Annotated in this window: 18 protein-coding genes and 2 tRNA genes; 19 read left to right on the forward strand and 1 reads right to left on the reverse strand. The window is 46.2% G+C overall.

From position 1 onward, the window contains the following. Positions 1-101: 101 nt before the first annotated feature. The 9 genes from dnaK (at position 102) to L8G48_RS01070 (ending at position 12076) form a co-directional block, all read left to right on the forward strand. On the forward strand, positions 102-2033 hold the full coding sequence (dnaK, locus tag L8G48_RS01030) for a molecular chaperone DnaK (protein ID WP_248262759.1): 1932 nt from the start codon (positions 102-104) through the stop codon (positions 2031-2033). Positions 2034-2135: 102 nt separating this feature from the next. Continuing rightward, positions 2136-3290 (forward strand): molecular chaperone DnaJ, encoded by a 1155-nt coding sequence (gene dnaJ / locus L8G48_RS01035; RefSeq protein ID WP_248262760.1) that lies wholly within the window; start codon positions 2136-2138, stop codon positions 3288-3290. Between the two features lie 51 nt (positions 3291-3341). Further along, positions 3342-4169, forward strand: coding sequence for a M48 family metallopeptidase (locus L8G48_RS01040; protein ID WP_248262761.1), 828 nt, complete (start codon positions 3342-3344; stop codon positions 4167-4169). Positions 4170-4307: 138 nt separating this feature from the next. Next, positions 4308-5540: a dicarboxylate/amino acid:cation symporter gene (locus tag L8G48_RS01045; protein ID WP_248262762.1), complete on the forward strand. Its 1233-nt coding sequence runs from the start codon at positions 4308-4310 to the stop codon at positions 5538-5540. After that, the gene (gene dapB / locus L8G48_RS01050) at positions 5540-6346 is read left to right on the forward strand and encodes a 4-hydroxy-tetrahydrodipicolinate reductase (RefSeq protein WP_248262763.1); all 807 of its coding nucleotides are present in this window, start codon (positions 5540-5542) and stop codon (positions 6344-6346) included. The genes L8G48_RS01045 and dapB overlap by 1 nt, the downstream gene beginning before the upstream one ends. 157 nt (positions 6347-6503) lie before the next feature. After that, entirely contained in the window at positions 6504-7649 is a 1146-nt protein-coding gene (carA, locus tag L8G48_RS01055; RefSeq protein ID WP_248262764.1) for a glutamine-hydrolyzing carbamoyl-phosphate synthase small subunit, read from the forward strand. Between the two features lie 58 nt (positions 7650-7707). Beyond that, positions 7708-10932: a carbamoyl-phosphate synthase large subunit gene (gene carB, locus L8G48_RS01060; protein ID WP_248262765.1), complete on the forward strand. Its 3225-nt coding sequence runs from the start codon at positions 7708-7710 to the stop codon at positions 10930-10932. Beyond that, entirely contained in the window at positions 10929-11405 is a 477-nt protein-coding gene (greA, locus tag L8G48_RS01065; protein ID WP_248262766.1) for a transcription elongation factor GreA, read from the forward strand. The genes carB and greA overlap by 4 nt, the downstream gene beginning before the upstream one ends. 146 nt (positions 11406-11551) lie before the next feature. Continuing rightward, positions 11552-12076, forward strand: coding sequence for a hypothetical protein (locus tag L8G48_RS01070; RefSeq protein WP_248262767.1), 525 nt, complete (start codon positions 11552-11554; stop codon positions 12074-12076). 269 nt (positions 12077-12345) lie between these two features. On the opposite strand, the gene yhbY is transcribed toward L8G48_RS01070, so the two are convergent. Further along, positions 12346-12642 (reverse strand): ribosome assembly RNA-binding protein YhbY, encoded by a 297-nt coding sequence (yhbY, locus tag L8G48_RS01075; RefSeq protein WP_248262768.1) that lies wholly within the window; start codon positions 12640-12642, stop codon positions 12346-12348. Positions 12643-12733: 91 nt separating this feature from the next. Between yhbY and rlmE the strand changes: the two genes are divergently transcribed. The 10 genes from rlmE to nusA all read left to right on the forward strand — a co-directional run bounded on the left by rlmE (position 12734) and on the right by nusA (position 21167). After that, entirely contained in the window at positions 12734-13360 is a 627-nt protein-coding gene (gene rlmE, locus L8G48_RS01080; protein ID WP_248262769.1) for a 23S rRNA (uridine(2552)-2'-O)-methyltransferase RlmE, read from the forward strand. 40 nt (positions 13361-13400) lie between these two features. Beyond that, positions 13401-15350: an ATP-dependent zinc metalloprotease FtsH gene (ftsH, locus tag L8G48_RS01085; RefSeq protein ID WP_248262770.1), complete on the forward strand. Its 1950-nt coding sequence runs from the start codon at positions 13401-13403 to the stop codon at positions 15348-15350. 70 nt (positions 15351-15420) lie between these two features. Continuing rightward, positions 15421-16236 (forward strand): dihydropteroate synthase, encoded by an 816-nt coding sequence (folP, locus tag L8G48_RS01090; RefSeq protein ID WP_248262771.1) that lies wholly within the window; start codon positions 15421-15423, stop codon positions 16234-16236. Continuing rightward, positions 16233-17573, forward strand: a complete 1341-nt coding sequence (gene glmM, locus L8G48_RS01095) for a phosphoglucosamine mutase (protein ID WP_248262772.1) — start codon at positions 16233-16235, stop codon at positions 17571-17573. Before folP ends, glmM begins: the two co-directional genes overlap by 4 nt. An 86-nt stretch (positions 17574-17659) precedes the next feature. Continuing rightward, positions 17660-18418: a triose-phosphate isomerase gene (gene tpiA, locus L8G48_RS01100; protein ID WP_248262773.1), complete on the forward strand. Its 759-nt coding sequence runs from the start codon at positions 17660-17662 to the stop codon at positions 18416-18418. Positions 18419-18422: 4 nt separating this feature from the next. Then, positions 18423-18764: a preprotein translocase subunit SecG gene (secG, locus tag L8G48_RS01105; RefSeq protein ID WP_248262774.1), complete on the forward strand. Its 342-nt coding sequence runs from the start codon at positions 18423-18425 to the stop codon at positions 18762-18764. A gap of 5 nt (positions 18765-18769) precedes the next feature. Further along, positions 18770-18856, forward strand: a tRNA-Leu gene (locus L8G48_RS01110). A gap of 76 nt (positions 18857-18932) precedes the next feature. Beyond that, positions 18933-19009: transfer RNA gene (locus L8G48_RS01115), tRNA-Met, on the forward strand. A 176-nt stretch (positions 19010-19185) separates the two neighbouring features. Further along, a complete protein-coding gene (rimP, locus tag L8G48_RS01120; RefSeq protein WP_248262775.1) occupies positions 19186-19644 on the forward strand; it encodes a ribosome maturation factor RimP in 459 nt (152 codons plus the stop codon). A 26-nt stretch (positions 19645-19670) separates the two neighbouring features. Beyond that, positions 19671-21167, forward strand: a complete 1497-nt coding sequence (gene nusA, locus L8G48_RS01125) for a transcription termination factor NusA (RefSeq protein WP_248262776.1) — start codon at positions 19671-19673, stop codon at positions 21165-21167. Positions 21168-21192 lie beyond the last annotated feature (25 nt).

The raw sequence follows: 21192 nt of genomic DNA on the forward strand, positions 1-21192 counted from the left end.
ATCGAAAAATATCCCTGTGTTGGGTATTGAAATTCGAACATAGGCACCCCAAGTAAGGGGTAACGAAGCAAATTACATGAATTAGAAGTTGGAGAGAAATTATGGGTAAGACAATTGGTATTGACTTAGGTACAACAAACTCTTGTGTTGCTGTACTGGATGGCGGTAACGCACGTGTTATTGAAAACGGCGAAGGTGATCGCACTACGCCGTCAGTCGTTGCATTTACTGATGATGGCGAAATCTTGGTGGGTTCACCGGCCAAACGCCAGGCCGTAACTAACCCAAATAAAACGTTATTTGCAATTAAGCGCCTTATCGGCCGTCGCTTTCAGGATGACGAAGTACAGCGCGACATTGGTATTATGCCTTACAACATTGTAAAAGCAGACAATGGCGATGCCTGGGTAGAAATTGACGGTGATAAAAAAGCGCCACCGCAAATTTCTGCTGAAGTTCTGAAAAAAATGAAAAAGACCGCCGAAGAGTTTCTGGGCGAAGAAGTCACGGATGCGGTAATTACTGTACCGGCATACTTTAACGATGCCCAGCGTCAGGCGACGAAAGATGCCGGTAAAATTGCGGGTCTTGACGTAAAACGTATTATTAACGAACCAACAGCTGCTGCCCTTGCTTATGGCCTGGACAAAAAGTCAGGCGACAACGTTATCGCTGTTTATGACTTAGGTGGTGGTACATTCGATATTTCAATCATTGAGATTGATGAGGTTGAAGGCGAGCATACGTTCGAAGTACTGGCGACTAACGGTGATACACATTTAGGTGGTGAAGACTTTGATAACCGCTTGATCAACTATTTAGTTGAGCAGTTTGAAAAAGACCAGGGCATTGATTTGCGTAAAGATCCGTTGGCAATGCAGCGCTTAAAAGAAGCCGCAGAAAAAGCGAAAATTGAGTTATCATCAGCCCAGCAAACGGAAGTGAACCTGCCTTATATTACGGCAGACAACGCGGGTCCTAAGCATATGGCCATTAAAGTGACTCGTGCCAAGCTAGAGTCGCTGGTTGAAGATCTCATTAAGAAATCGCTTGAGCCATTGAAGCAAGCGTTATCGGACGCGGATCTTTCGGTCAGTGATATTGAAGATATCATTATGGTCGGTGGTCAGACTCGCATGCCGAAAGTGCAGGCTGCGGTAACGGACTTCTTCGGTAAAGAGCCACGTCGTGACGTGAACCCTGATGAAGCCGTAGCGGTTGGTGCAGCAGTTCAGGCTGGTGTACTGCAAGGTGATGTAAAAGACGTATTATTGTTAGACGTGTGTCCTCTGTCGCTGGGTATTGAGACCATGGGCGGTGTAATGACCAAGCTGATTGAGAAAAACACAACGATTCCAACAAAAGAGTCGCAAACATTCTCAACCGCTGAAGACAACCAGTCTGCAGTAACGATTCATGTTATTCAGGGTGAGCGTAAGCGTGCCGGCGATAACAAGTCTCTGGGTCAATTTAATCTGGAAGGCATTCGCGCAGCATCGCGTGGTGTACCGCAAATTGAAGTCACCTTTGACATTGATGCGGATGGCATACTGCATGTGTCGGCTAAAGACAAAGACACTGGCAAAGAACAGAAGATCACCATTAAAGCATCTTCTGGTCTGGACGAGTCTGAAGTCGATGAAATGGTAAAAGACGCCGAAGCGCATGCTGAGGAAGACAAGAAGTTTGAAGAAATGGTACAGGCACGTAACCAAGCTGATGGTTTGGTTCACGCAACCCGTAACCAGTTGAAAGAAGTGGGTGATGCGCTGTCTCAGGAAGACAAAGACGCCATTGAGAAAGCTTGTGAAGAGTTAGAGCAGGCGGCTAAAGAGGGTGATAAAGAAGCCATCGATACGAAATCTCAAGCACTCATGGAAGCGTCACAAAAGCTGATGGAAGCCGCTCAACAGCAACAAGCTGAGCAAGGCGCTGAAGGTGCTGCTGGTGGTGAGCAGCAACAGTCTTCCAAAGCGGATGATGATGTCGTTGATGCTGAATTTGAAGAAGTTAAAGACGACGATAAGAAGTAAGCATTAAGGCAACTTCGCAAAAGGACACGGGTGTTGCCGTAAGGTAATACCCGTGTATTTGTATCAGGCTGACACAACAGCACAGATAGAAGACGAAGAATTATGGCGACGCAAGATTTTTACCAGGTTCTGGGCGTATCAAAAGACGCCAACGAACGTGACATCAAAAAAGCCTACAAACGTATGGCCATGAAGTATCACCCGGACAGAACCGAGGGTGATAAAGAGATGGAAATAAAGTTTAAGGAAATTAAGCAGGCGTACGAAGTGCTTTCGGACCCTCAGAAACGCCAGATGTATGATCAATATGGGCATGAAGCCTTCGAACAGGCACGCCAGGGTGGCGGTGGCCACGGTGCAGGTGGGTTCGGCGGCGGTGGTGCCGATTTTTCTGATATCTTTGGCGATGTCTTCGGTGATATTTTTGGGGGCGGCAGACGCCAGCAATCCCGTGCTCAACGCGGTGCCGATTTGCGCTATAACCTGGATATGTCGCTGGAAGAAGCGGTTCGCGGTAAAACGGTAGAACTGGAGATTCCAACTTTAGTTGAGTGCGGTGACTGTGGTGGTAGTGGTGCTAAAAAAGGCAGCAGGCCACAAACTTGTGGATACTGTCACGGAACCGGACAAATTCAAATGCGTCAGGGATTCTTTGCGGTACAGCAAACTTGTCCGCAATGCGGTGGTAAAGGGACAATTATTAGCGATCCATGTCGTACTTGTCATGGGCAAGGACGTAAAGAAGAAACCAAAACCTTATCGGTTAAGATCCCTTCTGGTGTCGATACGGGTGATCGCATTCGTTTAGCTAACGAAGGTGAAGCCGGTGAAAATGGTGCTCCAGCCGGTGATTTATATGTGCAGGTTCACGTGCGGGAACATCCAATTTTTGCTCGTGATAGTAATAATCTGTTCTGCGAAGTACCAGTGAGCTATACAAAAGCGGCGCTTGGCGGTGATATTGAAGTTCCGACACTCGATGGAAAAGTCAAACTGAAGGTACCTAAAGAAACGCAAACGGGTAAACACTTCAGATTACGCGGTAAAGGTGTTAAATCGGTGCGTACAGGCGCAATCGGCGATTTAATTTGCAAGGTTGTGATTGAAACCCCGGTGAACTTGTCTTCTAAGCAGCGTGATATGTTGGAAGCGCTTGAAGAATCAATGGGTACTGGTGATGAGGCCGCAAAATTCCGACCCAAAGAAAAAGGCTTTTTCGACGGTGTGAAACAATTTTTTGATGACTTACGCAGCTAAATTGGCTATCACCATATAAGTTTATGGTTTTAAAAAGCCGGGAGCCAGTCCATGAATTGGAAAACAGTTACCTTAATTGCTTGTACGTTAGTGCTAATTGTCGGTTGTGTAAAATCTCCAACAGGGCGCTCGCAACTGCAACTTTATTCAAGCGGTCAGCTGAATAAAATGGGAGCTGCCTCTTACGAGGAAATGCGTAAAGAGCAAAAGATTAACGATAATGCTGAAGTTAACGCTTATGTGCGCTGCATCAGTGATGCGTTAATTGAAAACTTACCGGGAAATTACAGTCAAATGGACTGGCAGGTGACTGTTTTTGCAGAACCAGCAGTCAATGCTTTTGCGTTGCCCGGCGGTTATATTGGTGTTTATGACGGCTTAATAGAAGTTGCAGAAAACCAGCATCAGTTAGCTGCTGTAATTGGTCATGAAATTGGCCATGTTATTGCTGAACACAGTAATGAACGCATTTCCAGTAATATGATGGTGGGGCTTGGACTGCAATTGGGAGGCGTACTAGCCAGTACTCAGTTAGACAGCAATGAAGCAGGTCTGTTAATGGCAGCTTTAGGTGTCGGAGCTCAGGTGGGTATTCTGTTGCCCTATTCGCGTACTCATGAATCTGAGTCTGATGAACTAGGCATGAAGTATATGGCTGATGCTGGCTTTAAATTGGAGCACGCGCCTGAGCTTTGGCGCAATATGCAAGCGGCTTCAGACGGTCAATCACCGCTTGAACTGTTGTCGACACACCCGAATCCAAAAACTCGTATTAAAGATCTTGAAGCGCAAATCCCTGCGTTGCAGGAGCGTTATGCTGCGGCTCGCTCCGCCGGAAAAACACCAGCCTGCCAACGGCCTACGTCGGTTGGTAGTTGAGACACGCAAAGTAACAGAGGGGATGATCCTGTTCCCTCTGTCTTTCAAAAGGTTATAACCTAGTTCAATTTATTCTTTTTGCTCTTCTCCTTAAAGTTTTACCCTAGCTCCCATTTTTTATAAAGCGGCTGGGGAATTATGTTTAAAGCGTGGTTTGCAATCCCATTTTGGCAACGTGTTTTAGGTGCCTTTGTATTAGGCATGTTAATAGGTGGGCTGGCTCCTGAAGTTGGCGTAGCGCTTAAGCCGCTTGGCGATTTATTTATAAAAGCCATTAAGATGTTGGTTGCGCCGCTTATTTTTTGTGCCATTGTTAGCGCCATTACGGATTTGAATGATGGGAAGAAATTAGGTCGCCTGGGGGTTAAAACCATCGGTTTATTTATGCTGACGGCGGTGATTGCCAGTGCTATTGGTTTAACTCTGGCCAGTGTAATTGATATGAGCCCGGCAGCCACGCTGACCGCAACGAGTCAAAATGAAAAGCAAATTCCCGGCGTCGCCCAAGTTTTCCTTAATTTTGTGCCCAGTAATCCTTTCACAGCGTTAACCGAAGGTAATGTACTGCAAATCGTCGTTTTTGCGGCTTTGGTTGGCATTGCTATTCAGCGCTTAAAAGACAAAGGCGAGCCCTTACGTAAGACAATAAAGTCAGGCGCTGAAGTCATGTATGAAATTACTCGTATGGTGTTGCAGTTAACGCCTATTGGTGTGCTTGGTTTAATGTCCTGGGTTATTGGTGAATACGGCTTTAGTACCTTACTGCCTCTGGCGAAATTTATTGGCGTCATTTATTTGGCCTGTCTTATCCATATTGTGGTGATTTACGGCGGTTTAATTCGCATCGCAGGCGGCGTAAGCCCCTGGCAGTTCTTTAAAGCTATATTTGATGCACAGATTGTCGCCTTTACTACTTGCAGTTCGTTTGGCTCATTACCGGCAGCGCATCGGGCTGTCACCGAGCGTTTGGGTGTCTCGAAGGACTACGCTAGTTTCGTTTTACCTTTAGGCGCCACCATTAATATGGATGGCTGCGGTGGTATTTATCCGGCCGTTGCTTCTATTTTTATTGCACAGCTCTATGGAATACCGTTAGAGTGGATGGATTATAGTTTGATCATGCTAACGGCGACGCTTGCTTCGGTGGGAACCGCCGGCGTACCCGGTACAGCTTTGGTAATGTTAACCGTGACCCTGAATGTTATCGGGTTACCGTTAGAGGGTATTGCGTTTATCGCTGCTATTGACCGCATCATTGATATGGCCAGAACCCTGACCAATGTAACTGGGGATATGATGGTTTCCAGAGTTGTTGCACGTAATGAAAACCTGTTGCAGGATCAAACTCATTTAGCGACGGAGTCAAAATAATGGTTAATGTGGGCGTATTTGGAGCCTCGGGCAGAATGGGCAGAGCCGTTATTCAGGCTTTGGTGGACGATAACCAAGCTAAGCTGGGTGCGGCCATTGTCAGAAAAAGCAGCAACAATTATGGGGACAGTGCGACAGAAAACGAGCTTGTTCATTTTATTAATGCCGATGAGCTACAGCCAGAGCAGGTTGATGTTCTTATTGATTTCTCTTTGCCTGAAGCGCTCACTGAAAACCTGAAGCTTGCTGAACAGTATCAGTTACCTATTGTTGTTTGTACCACGGGGTTAAACGACGAACAGAAACAACGTCTGGCTCAGACGGCCGAGACTGTGCCGGTGCTGTATGCTAGTAATACCAGCATCGGCATTGCTTTGCTGGAACAGCTGGTTGGTTTAAGCAGTGCTGCATTACCCTATGCTGATATTGAGATTTTCGAGGCGCATCACCGGCACAAAAAAGATGGCCCTTCCGGAACGGCGCTGAGTTTGGGGCAGGCTGCAGCAAAAGGGCGGCAGCAAAACTGGGAGCAGGTTAACGACGGGATTCGCTCTGACGGGTCACGCAGCGACGCCGGGATAGGCTTCTCTGTTATACGGGCAGGCGATATTGTCGGCGAACATCAAGTTACTCTTGCTGTTGCTGGTGAACGCGTTGAGATTGGTCATCGTGTCAGCGATCGTAAGACTTTTGCAGAAGGGGCATTACGTGCTGCTAAGTGGTTAATTGAAAAAGCGCCCGGCTTATATAGCTTGCAAGACACACTTAACCTGCAGGACATCTTGCAACGCTTACTTAAGAGATAAATACCGCTGGACGATTTTCGTAATATTTCGTAGAATGGTGGGAATTTGCCTGAATCAGTCCGAGGCTGGCGTGATTTGGCAAAATACGCGGTTCAGGACGCTAAACGGGGAAGTCAAATTATTGATTCACCCGTTTTTTTATGTACGGAGGTTGCCCTTGAGTATTCTAGCGAGTCAATCCGCTAAACGAGCGATTCTGGTGCTTGCTGATGGGACCGTGTTTCGCGGGACCGCTATTGGAGCAGAAGGCTCCGCTGTCGGCGAAGTCGTCTTTAACACGGCCATGACAGGCTACCAGGAAATTCTTACCGACCCATCTTATACCGAACAAATTGTTACTCTTACTTATCCTCATATAGGCAATACTGGCACCAATTCGGAAGACGAAGAGTCTGGTCAGGTCTGGGCAAAAGGCCTTATTATTAGAGATTTGGCAATGAAAGCCAGTAACTTCCGTAGTGAGGAAACCTTGAGTGGTTACTTGCAACGCCACAATGTGGTGGGTATTGCCGATATTGATACGCGCCGTTTAACTCGTATTTTACGAGAGAAAGGCGCGCAAAACGGCTGCATCATGGTTGGTGATCTGGATGAGAACAAGGCACAAGAGCTGGCGCAGCAGTTTCCCGGATTAAAAGGAATGGATCTTGCTAAGGAAGTCTGTTGCGAAAAGCCTTACAATTGGTCAGGCGGCAGCTGGCAACTTGGCGAAGGTCATACCAAACCCGAACAGAGCAAATACCATGTGGTTGCCTATGATTATGGGTGTAAACAAAACATTCTGCGCTTGCTGGCTGACCGAAACTGCAAAATAACGGTGGTGCCAGCTGAAACATCAGCTGACGATGTTTTAGCGTTAAAGCCTGATGGTATTTTCTTATCTAACGGTCCTGGCGACCCCGAACCTTGTGATTACGCTATCGCTGCGATAAAAACCTTGTTGAATAAAGACATTCCAATTTTTGGTATTTGTCTTGGGCATCAGTTATTAGCAATTGCCAGTGGCGCGCGTTCAATGAAGATGAAGTTTGGGCATCACGGTGCAAACCATCCTGTACAAGATTTAAAGACAAAACGGGTGATTATCACGAGTCAGAACCACGGGTTTGCGGTTGACGAGAAACAATTGCCGGATAACCTGGAAGTGACTCACGTGTCTTTGTTCGATGGCACATTGCAGGGTATTCGCCGTAAAGACAAACCGGCTTTCAGTTTTCAGGGGCACCCCGAAGCAAGCCCGGGACCGCAAGATGCTAGTGAACTGTTTGACCACTTTATTGACTTGATGCAGGCCAATGCCTAATTTGTCGAATTGTATTCGATGCCGTCATCCGTAGCGAAAGGACAGATAGAGCGACTTTATGCCAAAACGTACCGACATTAAAAGCATTCTGATTCTGGGTGCAGGCCCGATTGTTATCGGCCAGGCCTGTGAGTTTGATTACTCCGGCGCTCAAGCGTGCAAAGCACTGCGCGAGGAAGGTTACCGAGTCATTTTGGTTAATTCTAACCCCGCTACCATTATGACTGATCCTGAAATGGCCGATGCTACCTATATTGAGCCAATCCACTGGGAAGTGGTGGAAAAAATTATAGAGCGTGAGCGCCCAGATGCGGTGTTACCGACGATGGGTGGTCAAACCGCTTTGAACTGTGCGCTGGATTTAGACCGCCACGGTGTGCTGGAACGCTACAAGGTTGAAATGATTGGCGCTAATGCCGACGCCATTGATAAAGCAGAAAACCGTGATCGCTTCGATAAAGCGATGAAAGCAATCGGTCTGGAAACACCGAACGCTGAAATGGCTCATAGTCTTGATGAAGCCTTTGAAGTGCTCAGCAGACTGGGGTTCCCTTGCATTATCCGACCGTCCTTCACCATGGGCGGCAGTGGCGGTGGTATTGCCTATAACCGGGAAGAGTTTGAAGAAATTTGTCGACGCGGTTTAGACCTCTCTCCAACCAATGAACTGCTAATTGATGAGTCATTGCTGGGTTGGAAAGAGTACGAGATGGAAGTTGTGCGCGATAAAGGCGATAACTGCATCATTGTCTGTACTATTGAAAACTTCGATCCAATGGGGATTCATACCGGTGACTCGATAACCGTTGCGCCGGCTCAGACGTTAACTGATAAAGAATTTCAGCTAATGCGTGATGCGGCAATGGCCGTTCTGCGTGAAATTGGTGTAGAAACCGGTGGTTCTAACGTACAGTTCGGCGTAAACCCGGACACTGGGCGTATAGTTATTATTGAGATGAATCCGCGGGTATCGCGTTCGTCGGCACTGGCTTCAAAAGCTACAGGCTTCCCAATCGCTAAAGTTGCTGCGAAGCTAGCGGTTGGTTATACGCTGGATGAACTGGAGAACGAGATAACTGGCGGCAGAACGCCTGCGTCTTTTGAGCCTGCGTTAGATTACGTGGTGACTAAAATACCGCGCTTTAATTTTGAAAAATTTGCTAATTGCAACGACCGACTGACCACGCAAATGAAGTCGGTAGGTGAAGTGATGGCTATTGGCCGTAACTTTCAGGAGTCCATGCAAAAAGCGCTGCGCGGGCTTGAACTTGGTGCGTCGGGCTTTGATCCCCTCGTTGACCGCGAAGCCAAAGCCGCACGTTCAAAAGTTATCCGTGAGTTAAAAGAACCGGGTGCAGAGCGTATTTGGTATATTGCTGACGCGTTCCGCTTGGGGATGACAGTGTGCGAAGTTTTTGAGTTAACACATATAGACGAATGGTACCTGATTCAAATTGAAGAGTTGGTTAATCTTGAAAAAGAGGTGGACGAGCTTGGCCTGGCCGGACTAACGGCAGAGGTTATGACGGTGTTAAAACGCAAAGGTTTTGCCGACTCACGTATTGCTGAAGTTTTACACGTTAGTGAAGCAGAAGTTCGGAAAAAGCGTTACAAGTATAAGATTCATCCAGTTTACAAACGAGTTGACACTTGTGCTGCTGAATTTGCTTCAGGTACCGCTTATATGTATTCAAGTTACGACGAAGAGTGCGAAGCTGCGCCGTCGGATAATGATAAAATAATGGTCATTGGTGGCGGGCCTAACCGCATTGGTCAGGGCATTGAATTTGATTATTGCTGTGTACATGCGTCACTGGCGTTGCGCGAAGACAGTTACGAAACCATTATGGTGAATTGTAATCCGGAAACTGTATCCACCGATTACGACACCTCGGATCGTCTCTACTTCGAGTCGATTACGCTTGAAGATGTACTGGAAATTGTCCGTATTGAGAAACCCAAAGGGGTTATTGTTCAGTACGGTGGGCAGACGCCGCTTAAGCTGGCGCGTGAGTTAGAAGCTAACGGAGTTCCTATTATAGGGACATCACCCGATGCTATCGACAGAGCGGAAGATCGCTCAAGATTTCAGACTGCTGTGCGTCGTTTAGGGTTGAAGCAACCTGAAAACTCGACGGTAACAGGCTTTAATGAAGCCCTGACAGAAGCAAAACGCATTGGTTATCCTTTAGTCGTGCGTCCATCCTATGTACTGGGTGGCCGGGCGATGGAAATTGTTTATGACGAAGCCGACTTACAACGTTATTTAACCGATGCGGTCAAAGTATCAAATGATGCACCGGTGTTGCTGGATCGTTTCCTTGATAATGCCGTCGAGGTTGATGTTGATGCCATATGTGACGGTAAAGATGTTCTTATTGGCGGTATTATGCAGCACATCGAAGAAGCCGGTGTGCACTCGGGAGATTCAGCATGTTCATTACCACCATACTCGTTAAGTGATATTATTCAGGCTAAGTTACGCGAGCAAATGCGTAAATTAGCTTTTGAATTGAATGTAAATGGTTTAATGAACGCACAGTTTGCAGTTAAAGATGAAGAAATTTATCTTATTGAAGTAAACCCAAGAGCTGCGCGGACTGTACCGTTTGTTTCTAAAGCCACCGGAGTTCCGCTGGCGAAAGTGGCTGCACGGGTTATGGTTGGCCAGTCTTTGCAGGAACAGGGCTATGTTAAAGAAATTATTCCACCTTATTACTCGGTGAAGGAAGTCGTTATTCCTTTTGCCAAGTTCCAGGGTGTGGATCCTATTCGTGGCCCGGAGATGCGATCAACTGGTGAAGTTATGGGTGTTGGCGAGAGTTTTGAAGAAGCTTATGCTAAAGCGAATCTGGGTGCTGGAGAAGCTTTGGCGAAAAAAGGTAAGGCACTGGTTTCGGTAAAGGACAGTGACAAACAGCGCCTGATGGATTTAGCTCGCGGTTTATTGGCTTTAGGCTTTAGTCTGGAAGCTACTCGCGGTACGGCAAAAATGCTAGCTGAAGAAGGCATCAATTGCAGTACTGTCAATAAATTGCAAGAAGGTCGTCCCAATATTGTCGATGCGATTAAAAACGGCGAATATTGTTATATTATTAATACAGTGGAAGGTCGGCAGGCAATAGAAGACTCGGTTTATATTCGTCGTGAAGCACTGTTGAATAAAGTTATTTACACCACAACATTGAATGCTGCGTTTGCCACTGTTAAGGCAAATACAGCGGATGATCGAGCTCGAGTGAGTTCGGTTCAGGAATTACATAAAAGGGTATCGTTAATATGAACCAGATTCCAATGACGGAACATGGCGCGCAATTATTACGTGATGAGCTCAAACGCTTAAAAATGGTAGAGCGCCCGCGTATTGTCGAAGCTATTGCTGATGCTCGTGAGCATGGCGATTTAAAAGAGAACGCGGAATATCATGCTGCGCGTGAACAGCAAGGTTTTTGTGAAGGGCGGATTCAGGAAATTGAATCTAAACTGTCGAATGCACAAATTATTGATGTTACGAAAGTGCCGAATAACGGCAAAGTTATCTTTGGCTCTACGGTAACCATATATAATACTAAAACTGATGAAGAAGTGACTTATAAAATAGTGGGTGATGATGAAGCCGACATCAAGTCAAATTTGATTTCAGTAAACTCACCTATTTCGCGGGCATTAATTGGTAAAGAAATTGATGATATTGCTACAGTAACAACCCCAAACGGGGAAGTTGAATATGAAGTGGTTGCAGTAGAGTATAAATAAGATAACCATTGTTATTGAAAAAAGCTGGAAACGAAAGTTTACCAGCTTTTTTGTTTTCATGAGAAGCTGTCGTTTGTTTTTTGTACTGAATGTTGTATAGTTTGTAGCCTATTTTTTTAACATTAAATACACAAAAGAGCTATATAATGGACAAGGAACAGTCACTATCATCTCAAGCCGTTCAATACATACCGCTTGATGAGCTAACGGTAACGGAATGTTTTGACCGTTTGAAACTCCTTTCGCAAAAGGGAACTTATAAGGACGTTTGTCTTTGGTTAGGGCGGGGGCCTAATGATTACGCGAATTGGAAACGCAGTAATAAACTGCCTTTTGCTGAAATAATTCGAAAACTGATGCAGGAAAGAGTCTCGTTAAACTGGTTTTTTGCGCCGGGCTATACCCTACATGAACCCACTTATTCTTATGTTCAACCGGACTATGTTAAATATAGCGTGGCTGAGGAAGAACGGAACCGACGAATTGAATTCCTAAAAGCTCACAGAAAAGTAGAACCTCTATTAAAAGCCTACGGTTTAGAAAGTGATGATCAATGTCTGGAATTGATGTTAGATGCTTATTTTTCCACTACCGATAAGTGGATAGCAAAGTCGCAGGCATTAGAGTTAGTCGCTGAAGCGCTGTCGCTTAAGCCTGCGGCTAAAGACTAGGGCGTGTTGATCTTTGCTGATTGCTTTTGCAGCAGCTTGGCTAATATTTATACAAGGCAGAGCTTGTGATGTGTCGTTATTCTACATGAACAAGCGATAACGCCGTAGAAATATCAGCCAAGTGCTGCCCGAAGGGTTCGTCTGGCGACGATTTGCTCTTTGTCACTCGTCGCTTATTTAGAATAACTAAACTTCGTTCCTCGTTTCGCGATCAAAACGCCGCCAGAACGAACAGAATCTAATCAGCAAAGACCAACACGCCCTAGCAGTTAACCGCGCGGAAGACGGATTTTAGGTTCTTCTGCGGGGCGGTATATCACTTGAGTTTTACCGATAATTTGCACTTCAGACGCCTCTGTTTCATGTAGAATGGTTGCCATAATTTGTTTTTTGAGTTCACGATCTTCCTCAGGAACTTTTATTTTAATGAGTTCGTGGTGATCGAGTGCCTGCTCAATTTCTGCAAGAACACCTTCAGTCAGGCCGTTAGCCCCAAGTAGCACGACGGGTTTAAGCGGATGCGCTAAACCTTTTAAATGTTGTTTTTGCTTATTACTTAATGACATTCGATAATATCCGTTTTAGAGCTTGATTTTTTAACATTGTAACGCCAGATCAGGTATTCAGGCTAGACAATTAAGGAAACTTCGTTAAATCATGGGAAAAAAACGCAGTGTGAGCAGTCAGCGCTGGTTGAAAGAACATTTTGATGATCAATTTGTCCAGAAAGCACAGAAGAAGGGATTGCGTTCCCGAGCCGTTTTTAAGTTGGAAGAAATACAAAAGCGAGACAAACTGATCAAAAAAGGCCAAACCGTCGTTGATTTAGGGGCAGCCCCTGGTGGTTGGTCACAATATGTTGCTGATTACTTTAATGGTGATGGACAAATTATTGCCTGCGATATTTTAGCGATGGATCCAATCGCCGGCGTCGATTTCCTTCAGGGCGACTTTCGTGAAGAATTGGTATTAAGCGCCTTACTGGAACGTATCAGCGGTAAAAATGTGGATGTTTTACTGTCTGATATGGCGCCTAATATGAGTGGTAATGCTACCGTCGATCAGGCACGCTCTATGTATTTAGTAGAACTGGCACTGGATATGTGCCATCAGGTGTTGAAACCAGGTGGTAGTTTCGCGGTCAAAGTATTTCAGGGGCAGGGCTTCGAGCCGTTCCTAAAAGATGTACGGGCGGCGTTTAAAGATGTAAAAACGAGAAAACCGGAGTCCTCTCGGGCACGTTCAAGAGAGGTCTACTTGGTAGCGACAGATTATAAACTGTAGTACCCTATCGGGTAGTTGATTTTAATAGAGGTAATAGGCTTTGAGCGATATGGCAAAAAATCTCATCTTGTGGCTTGTAATAGCCGTCGTACTGATGAGCGTTTTTCAGAGCTTCAGTCCGAGCGGAACGACATCGGCGACCATGGCATACAATGAATTTGTATCTCAGGTTAACAATGGCAATATCCGTCGTGCTGAATTTGGTGATGATGGACGCACTATCTCAGGTATGACTCGCAATGGTCAATCTTATAAAACCGTTGTACCCACTCAATATGATCCAAAAATTCTGGATGATTTGCTGTCAAACGATGTAGAAACGCAGGGGACTCCGCCGGAAGAGCAAAGTATTTTAGCGTCTATCTTTATCTCCTGGTTCCCCATGCTGTTACTGATTGGTGTATGGATATTCTTTATGCGCCAGATGCAGGGCGGTGGCGGTGGCCGTGGAGCAATGTCATTTGGTAAGAGTAAAGCGAAACTGATGAATGAAGAGCAATCAAAAACAACGTTTAAAGACGTTGCTGGTTGCGATGAAGCCAAAGAGGAAGTTTCAGAGCTGGTTGACTACCTGAAAGATCCTTCCAAGTTTCAACGTCTGGGTGGAAAAATCCCCAAAGGCGTTCTTATGGTTGGTCCTCCGGGAACCGGTAAGACGTTGCTGGCCAAAGCTATTTCCGGCGAAGCACAAGTGCCTTTCTTTAGTATTTCTGGTTCAGACTTCGTCGAAATGTTTGTTGGTGTGGGTGCCTCTCGTGTTCGCGATATGTTTGAACAAGCGAAAAAGTCGGCCCCCTGCATTATCTTCATTGACGAGCTTGACGCTGTTGGCCGTCAGCGTGGCGCTGGTTTAGGCGGTGGTCACGACGAACGCGAGCAAACATTGAACCAGATGCTGGTAGAAATGGACGGGTTCGAAGGCAACGAAGGTATTATCGTTATTGCTGCAACCAACCGTCCTGATGTTTTAGACCCTGCATTATTGCGTCCCGGTCGATTTGACCGCCAAGTTGTGGTTGGCTTACCAGATGTTCGCGGTCGTGAGCAGATTATAAAAGTACATATGCGCAAAGTGCCACTCGGTGATGATGTTAAACCGTCGCTGATTGCTCGTGGTACGCCAGGCTTTTCCGGTGCAGATTTAGCGAACTTAGTTAATGAAGCTGCGCTGTTTGCTGCACGTGGTGAAAAGCGTATCGTTTCGATGGAAGAATTTGATAAAGCGAAAGACAAAATCATGATGGGTGCAGAGCGCCGTTCAATGGTAATGACCGACGATGAGAAGGCGATGACCGCTTATCATGAAGCCGGTCACGCTATTGTAGGTCGCCTGGTACCGGAACATGATCCTGTCTACAAAGTCTCGATCATTCCACGTGGACGCGCATTAGGCGTAACGATGTACTTGCCAGAGCAGGATCGTGTCAGCCATACTAAACAACATCTTGAAAGTATGATTTCAAGCTTGTTTGGTGGCCGTCTGGCGGAAGCGATTATCTATGGTAATGAAAAAGTGACTACGGGTGCTTCCAATGACATTGAACGAGCAACAGAAATTGCTCGTAAAATGGTGACTCAGTGGGGCTTGTCTGAAAAGATGGGACCATTGCTTTATGCTGAAGATGAAAACGAAGTTTTTCTGGGACGTTCGGTAACTCAGCATAAGCATATGTCTGATGACACCGCCCGTGCTATCGATGAAGAAGTGAAATCATTCATTGATCGTAACTATCAGCGCTCTAAAAAATTATTGGAAGAGAATATCGACATTCTTCATTCAATGAAAGACGCGTTGGTTCGGTATGAAACAATCGATGCGGACCAGATTGATGACTTAATGAATCGTCGCGATGTTCGTCAACCGAAAGACTGGGATGACAGAGACAGTGGCGATAACGATTCGGACGGCGGTGCTGCTAAGACAGGGAGTACTGAAGAAGGTCCGGAACGGCCTATCAATGTGGATAAACCCGGAGATGCGACTTCTTAAAGTTGATTCTTTTTAAAAGCCACCGAGAGGTGGCTTTTTTGTAGGAAACCGTAATATTCGGAGCCGATCTATGCCTAAAAATCCAAAGCCTTTGCAAGTGATGGGAATTGTGAATGTCACACCGGATTCATTTTCTGACGGAGGGGAATACAACCGTTTAAATGATGCTATCGACCATGTTGCCCAGTTGATAAATGAAGGGGCTGATATAGTGGATATCGGCGGTGAATCAACGCGGCCGGGTTCTTTTGTTGTATCAGAAGAGCAAGAGCTGAGCAGAGTTATTCCCCTGGTAGAAGCGGTACAGCGACGTTTTGACATTTCCATTTCGGTGGATACGACGAAGCCAGGAGTAATGATTGAATCAATAAAGGCGGGTGCAAACTTAATTAACGACGTTAACGCGTTAAAGGAAACCGGAGCTTTGGAAGCTTTGGCGGTAACGAATGCTAAAGTATGTTTAATGCATATGCAGGGCGAGCCCCGAAACATGCAAAAAAATCCACATTATGATGAAGTTGTATGTGATGTTAAGGCGTTTTTACAAGAGCGTATTCAGGCTTGCGAGAATGCTGGTATTGGCAGGGACAGGATTTGGTTAGATCCGGGGTTCGGCTTTGGCAAATCGCAACGGCATAATTACCAACTATTGCAGCGACTGCAAGCATTCCATGAACTTCAGCTACCGTTACTGGTAGGCTTGTCGCGAAAGAGTATGATTGGGCATGCTACCGGACGCGAAGTAAAACAGCGTTTGGCGGGTAGTTTAGCCGCGGCAACCATTGCAGCTATGAAAGGAGCACGTATAATTCGCGTTCATGATGTTAAGGAGACCGTTGATGCAATGAAAGTGGTTGCAGCAACTTTAGAAGGAGAACACCTTTGATTGAACGCAAATATTTCGGCACGGATGGCGTTCGTGGCCGGGTCGGACAGTTTCCGATAACCCCTGAATTCGCCGTTAAGCTGGGTTGGGCTGCAGGCCGCGTGCTTGCTGCTAAAGGTACCAACCGCGTACTGGTGGGTAAGGACACCCGGGTTTCTGGTTATATGTTAGAGTCGGCGCTAGAAGCGGGATTAGCTGCTGCAGGTGTTGGTGTGGATTTCCTGGGCCCTATGCCAACCCCAGGAATTGCTTATTTAACACGTACGTTCAGAGCCGCTGCAGGTATCGTAATTAGTGCATCTCACAACCCCTATTATGATAATGGTATTAAGTTTTTCGCCGATAATGGACATAAACTTGCGGACACGGTTGAGTTAGAAATTGAACGTTTACTGGACGAACCGATGGAATGCGTTATCTCGGAAGAATTAGGGCGGGCTAACCGTATTAACGATGCCGCGGGTCGCTATATTGAGTTTTGCAAAAGCGTTTTTCCCAATGAGATGACACTGGAAGGCCTGCACATTGTGGTTGACTGCGCTCACGGAGCAACGTACCACATTGCGCCTAACGTGCTTCGCGAGCTCGGTGCAGAAGTCACTGAAATTGGTACGCAACCCAACGGACTTAATATCAATAAAGACTGCGGTGCCACACATTTGACAGCGTTACAGAATAAAGTACTGGAAACTAAAGCCGATCTGGGCATAGCGCTTGATGGTGACGGTGACCGGATTATGATGGTGACTGAAAACGGCAGACCAATTGATGGTGATGAAATTCTTTACATGCTGGCAGTTACTGCACAAAATCAGGGACAATTACAAGGTGGTGTTGTTGGTACATTGATGACCAATTTTGCACTTGAAAAGGAGCTGGATAAGCGACGTATTCCTTTTGTTCGTGCAAAAGTGGGCGACCGTTATGTTATCGAAGAGCTGGTTAAACGCGATTGGTATCTGGGGGGAGAAAACTCAGGCCATGTTATTAACCGCCAACACCACACCACCGGTGATGGCATTGTGGCCGGTTTGCAAGTACTGGCTGCAATGTATCAAGAGCAAAAATCACTGGAAAAATTGAGTTGTGACTTTCATAAGTTGCCGCAAGTACTGGTTAATGTTCGCTTTGATAGTAACAAGCAGCCTATTGAATCAGCAAATGTGAAAAGTGCGGTTCGGGACGTTGAAAAGGCCCTGGCAGGCAGTGGTCGGGTTTTGTTGCGTAAATCAGGGACTGAACCTTTGATCCGGGTGATGGTTGAGGGCGAAAATGAAGCTAAGGTAAAAGCCTTTGCTCAACAAATTGCGAAAGAAGTTGAAGCGCCTACAAATTAAACAGTTGGCGGGAACAGTGAAAATCTAGCTTGTAAGTTGGCGAGTGTTTCGCTACTATTCCCGCGCTTTGAAGCAGAGGACAAACTATGCCTAATGCATCCCTAGTGATTGCAAATTGGAAAATGAACGGAAATCGCGAGCTAACGAAAATAATGTCAGCAGCTTTGCGAGAACAACTTAGCCAGCTTCAACACGTTAAGTTAGTTGTTTGTCCTCCGTTTACCCTTATCGGTGAGCTTGCAAACCAGTGCTATTATGATGAAATTGCTATTGGTGCGCAGAATGTATCTGAACATAGCAATGGAGCCTTTACCGGCGAAATCTCAACGGCTCAGTTACAGGAGTTTGGCGTTAGCTACGTGCTAGTCGGACATTCAGAACGTCGACAGCTGTTTGCAGAAACAGACGACATGGTGAATAAAAAAGCGTTAGCGGCGGTTAATGCGAATATGACAGCGGTAGTTTGTGTTGGCGAGAACAAAGCTCAGCGCGATGAAGGGAATACTTTGGAGGTAGTGTCCAGGCAGGCGAAAGCCGCATTGGCGAACCTTCCTAAAGAGAAAGCCGGGAAAGTTGTTTTGGCCTATGAACCAGTATGGGCAATTGGTACCGGAGAAACGGCTTCACCAGAGCAAGCACAGGACGTTCATGCAAAATTAAGAACGTTATTGGTAGAGCAATTTGGCGTGATTGGCGAGAAACGGCCGTTATTGTATGGCGGCTCAGTTAAAGCTGACAACGCTGCTAAATTATTTGCGCAAAAAGACATTGATGGTGGCCTGATAGGCGGCGCAAGTCTGAAAGAGTCGGACTTTGTTGCTATTTGCCAGGCTGCTCAAGGGTAAAATTATGTACGAAATTTTGATGATCGCATTTCTGGTTGTGGCTTTAGTCTTAATTGGCTTTATTATGTTGCAACAAGGTAAGGGCGCAGATATGGGCGCATCTTTTGGTTCAGGCGCATCGAATACTGTTTTCGGTTCATCTGGCTCAGGCGGCTTCCTGACCCGTGCAACTGCCGGGTTAGCGGTGGTTTTTTTCATTCTGAGTCTGGTGTTGGGTAACTTATCGACGGCTACAGACGAAAGCTCAACTGACTTTTCTGACCTTTCGGTACCAAAAGAAGAACAACAGTTACCTCCGGCTGATGATAAGTCGGAACCAGAGTCTGATGTACCGCCAATAGACTAAAATTCGCAGAAGTGGTGGAATTGGTAGACACGCTACCTTGAGGGGGTAGTGCTCTTACGGGCGTGCGGGTTCAAGTCCCGCCTTCTGCACCAAAAATTACCTCTCTGATTGTTGCGTCAGAGGTTGAAAATAAACGCAAAATACGTATAATGTGCAACAAGTTTCGGACGCGGGGTGGAGCAGTCTGGTAGCTCGTCGGGCTCATAACCCGAAGGTCGTAGGTTCGAATCCTGCCCCCGCAACCAATTTTAGCAGCAGTGCTTCGCAATAGAGCGATGCTTTTGCTAAAATAACTGACAAAGGGTCCAGTGTTCAAAAAGCCCCGCAGCAGCTCGGGGCTTTTTGCTATGTGGCCTTAGCTATCTTAGGATAGCCAGAACACTGGGCGCTTGCGCCCTTTTTTGGTTTCAGGAGGCAGTAATTGGCAAATTTGCAAGAACGGTTAACCGATATGATTCGGCCAGCGGTAGAAGCGCTGGATTTTGAATTGTGGGGTGTAGAATTCATTCGCGCCGGTAAGTTTTCTACGTTAAGAGTTTACATAGACCATCCAGACGGTATTAGTGTAGATAACTGTGCGAATGTGAGTTATCAGATAAGTTCACTATTAGATGTTGAAGATCCGATTAACGTTGAATACAACCTTGAAGTGTCATCGCCAGGAATGGAAAGACCGTTTTTTAATGCCGAACAAATGCGGCCTTATGTCACTGAAACCATTGCTTTTGAATTAGTAGCAGCACAGAAGAACAAAAGAAAATTTAAAGCAGAATTAATAGCGGTAGAGGGAGAAGAACTTGCCCTTGCTGTAGATAACGATACTCTTCAGGTGAATATGCGTGATGTGAAAAACGCTCACTTGGTTCCAGCATTTGATTAAAGGATTGCGTTGGCGAGGCAGCACTCATGAGTAAAGAAATACTGTTAGTCGCAGAAGCGGTTTCAAACGAAAAAGCAGTACCACGCGAAAAAATATTTGAAGCCTTAGAGTCAGCGTTGGCTCATGCGACCAAAAAGAAGTACGACGGTGATATTGAAGTCCGCATTGATATTGATCGCAATACCGGCGAATTTGATACGTTCCGTCGCTGGTTAGTCGTTGAAGACACCGATACAGGGTTAGAGCACCCTTACCGGGAAATCAGCTTGTCAGCAGCGCAATACGACGACTCTTCGGTGCAAGCCGGACATTACGTAGAAGAGCAAATTGATTCGATTCAGTTTGACCGAATTACCACGCAAACTGCAAAGCAAGTTATCGTGCAGAAGGTACGTGAAGCAGAACGCGCTCAAGTCGTCGACGAATATCGTGATCAACTTGGGGAGATGGTTAGTGGCATTGTTAAACGCGCGAATCGCGAACATGTCATTCTTGATTTAGGCAATAACGCAGAAGCGATTATTTACCGCGATGAAATGCTTCCTCGCGAGTCGGTTCGTGCTGGCGACAGACTTCGTGGTTTGCTTTACGATGTGCGACCAGAAGCGCGCGGTGCGCAGTTGTTAGTTAGCAGAACCAACCCGAATTTCTTATTGGAGCTGTTTCGAATCGAAGTGCCTGAAATTGGCGAGGAAATGATTGAATTACGTGGCGCCGCCCGAGACCCCGGTTCACGGGCTAAAATTGCTGTAAAGAGCAATGATAAGCGTATCGACCCTGTTGGTGCCTGTGTTGGCATGCGCGGCGCTCGTGTTCAGGCTGTCTCAGGTGAGCTTGGTGGTGAACGGGTTGATATTGTGCTTTGGGATGATAATGCGGCGCAGTTTGTGATTAATGCAATGGCTCCTGCAGAAGTCGCTTCTATTGTGGTCGACGAAGATGCACATACGATGGACATTGCTGTTGCAGCAGACAATCTGGCGCAAGCTATCGGTAAAGGCGGGCAAAATGTTCGACTGGCCAGTCAGCTTACAGGCTGGACACTGAATGTAATGACCGAAGATGATTTTAATGAGAAAAATGAAGCTGAAACTCAACGTTTATTGAACTTGTTCATATCAAGTTTAGATATCGATGAAGATTTTGCAGATGTATTGGTTGATGAAGGTTTCTCTTCACTTGAAGAAGTGGCCTATGTCCCTGTTGCAGAGTTTCTTGATATCGAAGGGATGGACGAAGATATTGTAGAAGCATTACGTAGTAGAGCGCGTGCTTATTTGACCACAAAAGCTCTAGCTACCGAAGAATCTCTGGAGTCGGTTGAACCAGATGACACACTGTTGAACCTCGAAGGAATGGAGCGTCACTTGGCTTATGTATTAGCCAGTAAGGGCGTGACTACTCTGGAAGAGTTAGCGGAACAGGGCGTTGACGACTTGGCCGATATTGAAGAATTAAATGAACAGCAGGCTGGCGATTTAATTATGAAAGCCCGCAATATTTGCTGGTTCAATGAAGAATAGTAGAACGATCAGCGGAGGTACAACA

Source organism: Idiomarina aminovorans (genome assembly GCF_023155095.1).
Taxonomy (GTDB): domain Bacteria; phylum Pseudomonadota; class Gammaproteobacteria; order Enterobacterales; family Alteromonadaceae; genus Idiomarina; species Idiomarina aminovorans.

Coding starts and splice junctions, on each gene's coding strand:
- dapB (WP_248262763.1), top strand. CDS start 5,540: ATGGTTAATGTGGGCGTATTTGGAGCCTCGGGCAGAATGGGCAGAGCC.
- L8G48_RS01040 (WP_248262761.1), top strand. CDS start 3,342: ATGAATTGGAAAACAGTTACCTTAATTGCTTGTACGTTAGTGCTAATT.
- L8G48_RS01045 (WP_248262762.1), top strand. CDS start 4,308: ATGTTTAAAGCGTGGTTTGCAATCCCATTTTGGCAACGTGTTTTAGGT.
- secG (WP_248262774.1), top strand. CDS start 18,423: ATGTACGAAATTTTGATGATCGCATTTCTGGTTGTGGCTTTAGTCTTA.
- carB (WP_248262765.1), top strand. CDS start 7,708: ATGCCAAAACGTACCGACATTAAAAGCATTCTGATTCTGGGTGCAGGC.
- yhbY (WP_248262768.1), bottom strand. CDS start 12,642: ATGTCATTAAGTAATAAGCAAAAACAACATTTAAAAGGTTTAGCGCAT.
- dnaJ (WP_248262760.1), top strand. CDS start 2,136: ATGGCGACGCAAGATTTTTACCAGGTTCTGGGCGTATCAAAAGACGCC.
- dnaK (WP_248262759.1), top strand. CDS start 102: ATGGGTAAGACAATTGGTATTGACTTAGGTACAACAAACTCTTGTGTT.
- greA (WP_248262766.1), top strand. CDS start 10,929: ATGAACCAGATTCCAATGACGGAACATGGCGCGCAATTATTACGTGAT.
- nusA (WP_248262776.1), top strand. CDS start 19,671: ATGAGTAAAGAAATACTGTTAGTCGCAGAAGCGGTTTCAAACGAAAAA.
- folP (WP_248262771.1), top strand. CDS start 15,421: ATGCCTAAAAATCCAAAGCCTTTGCAAGTGATGGGAATTGTGAATGTC.
- L8G48_RS01070 (WP_248262767.1), top strand. CDS start 11,552: ATGGACAAGGAACAGTCACTATCATCTCAAGCCGTTCAATACATACCG.
- tpiA (WP_248262773.1), top strand. CDS start 17,660: ATGCCTAATGCATCCCTAGTGATTGCAAATTGGAAAATGAACGGAAAT.
- rlmE (WP_248262769.1), top strand. CDS start 12,734: ATGGGAAAAAAACGCAGTGTGAGCAGTCAGCGCTGGTTGAAAGAACAT.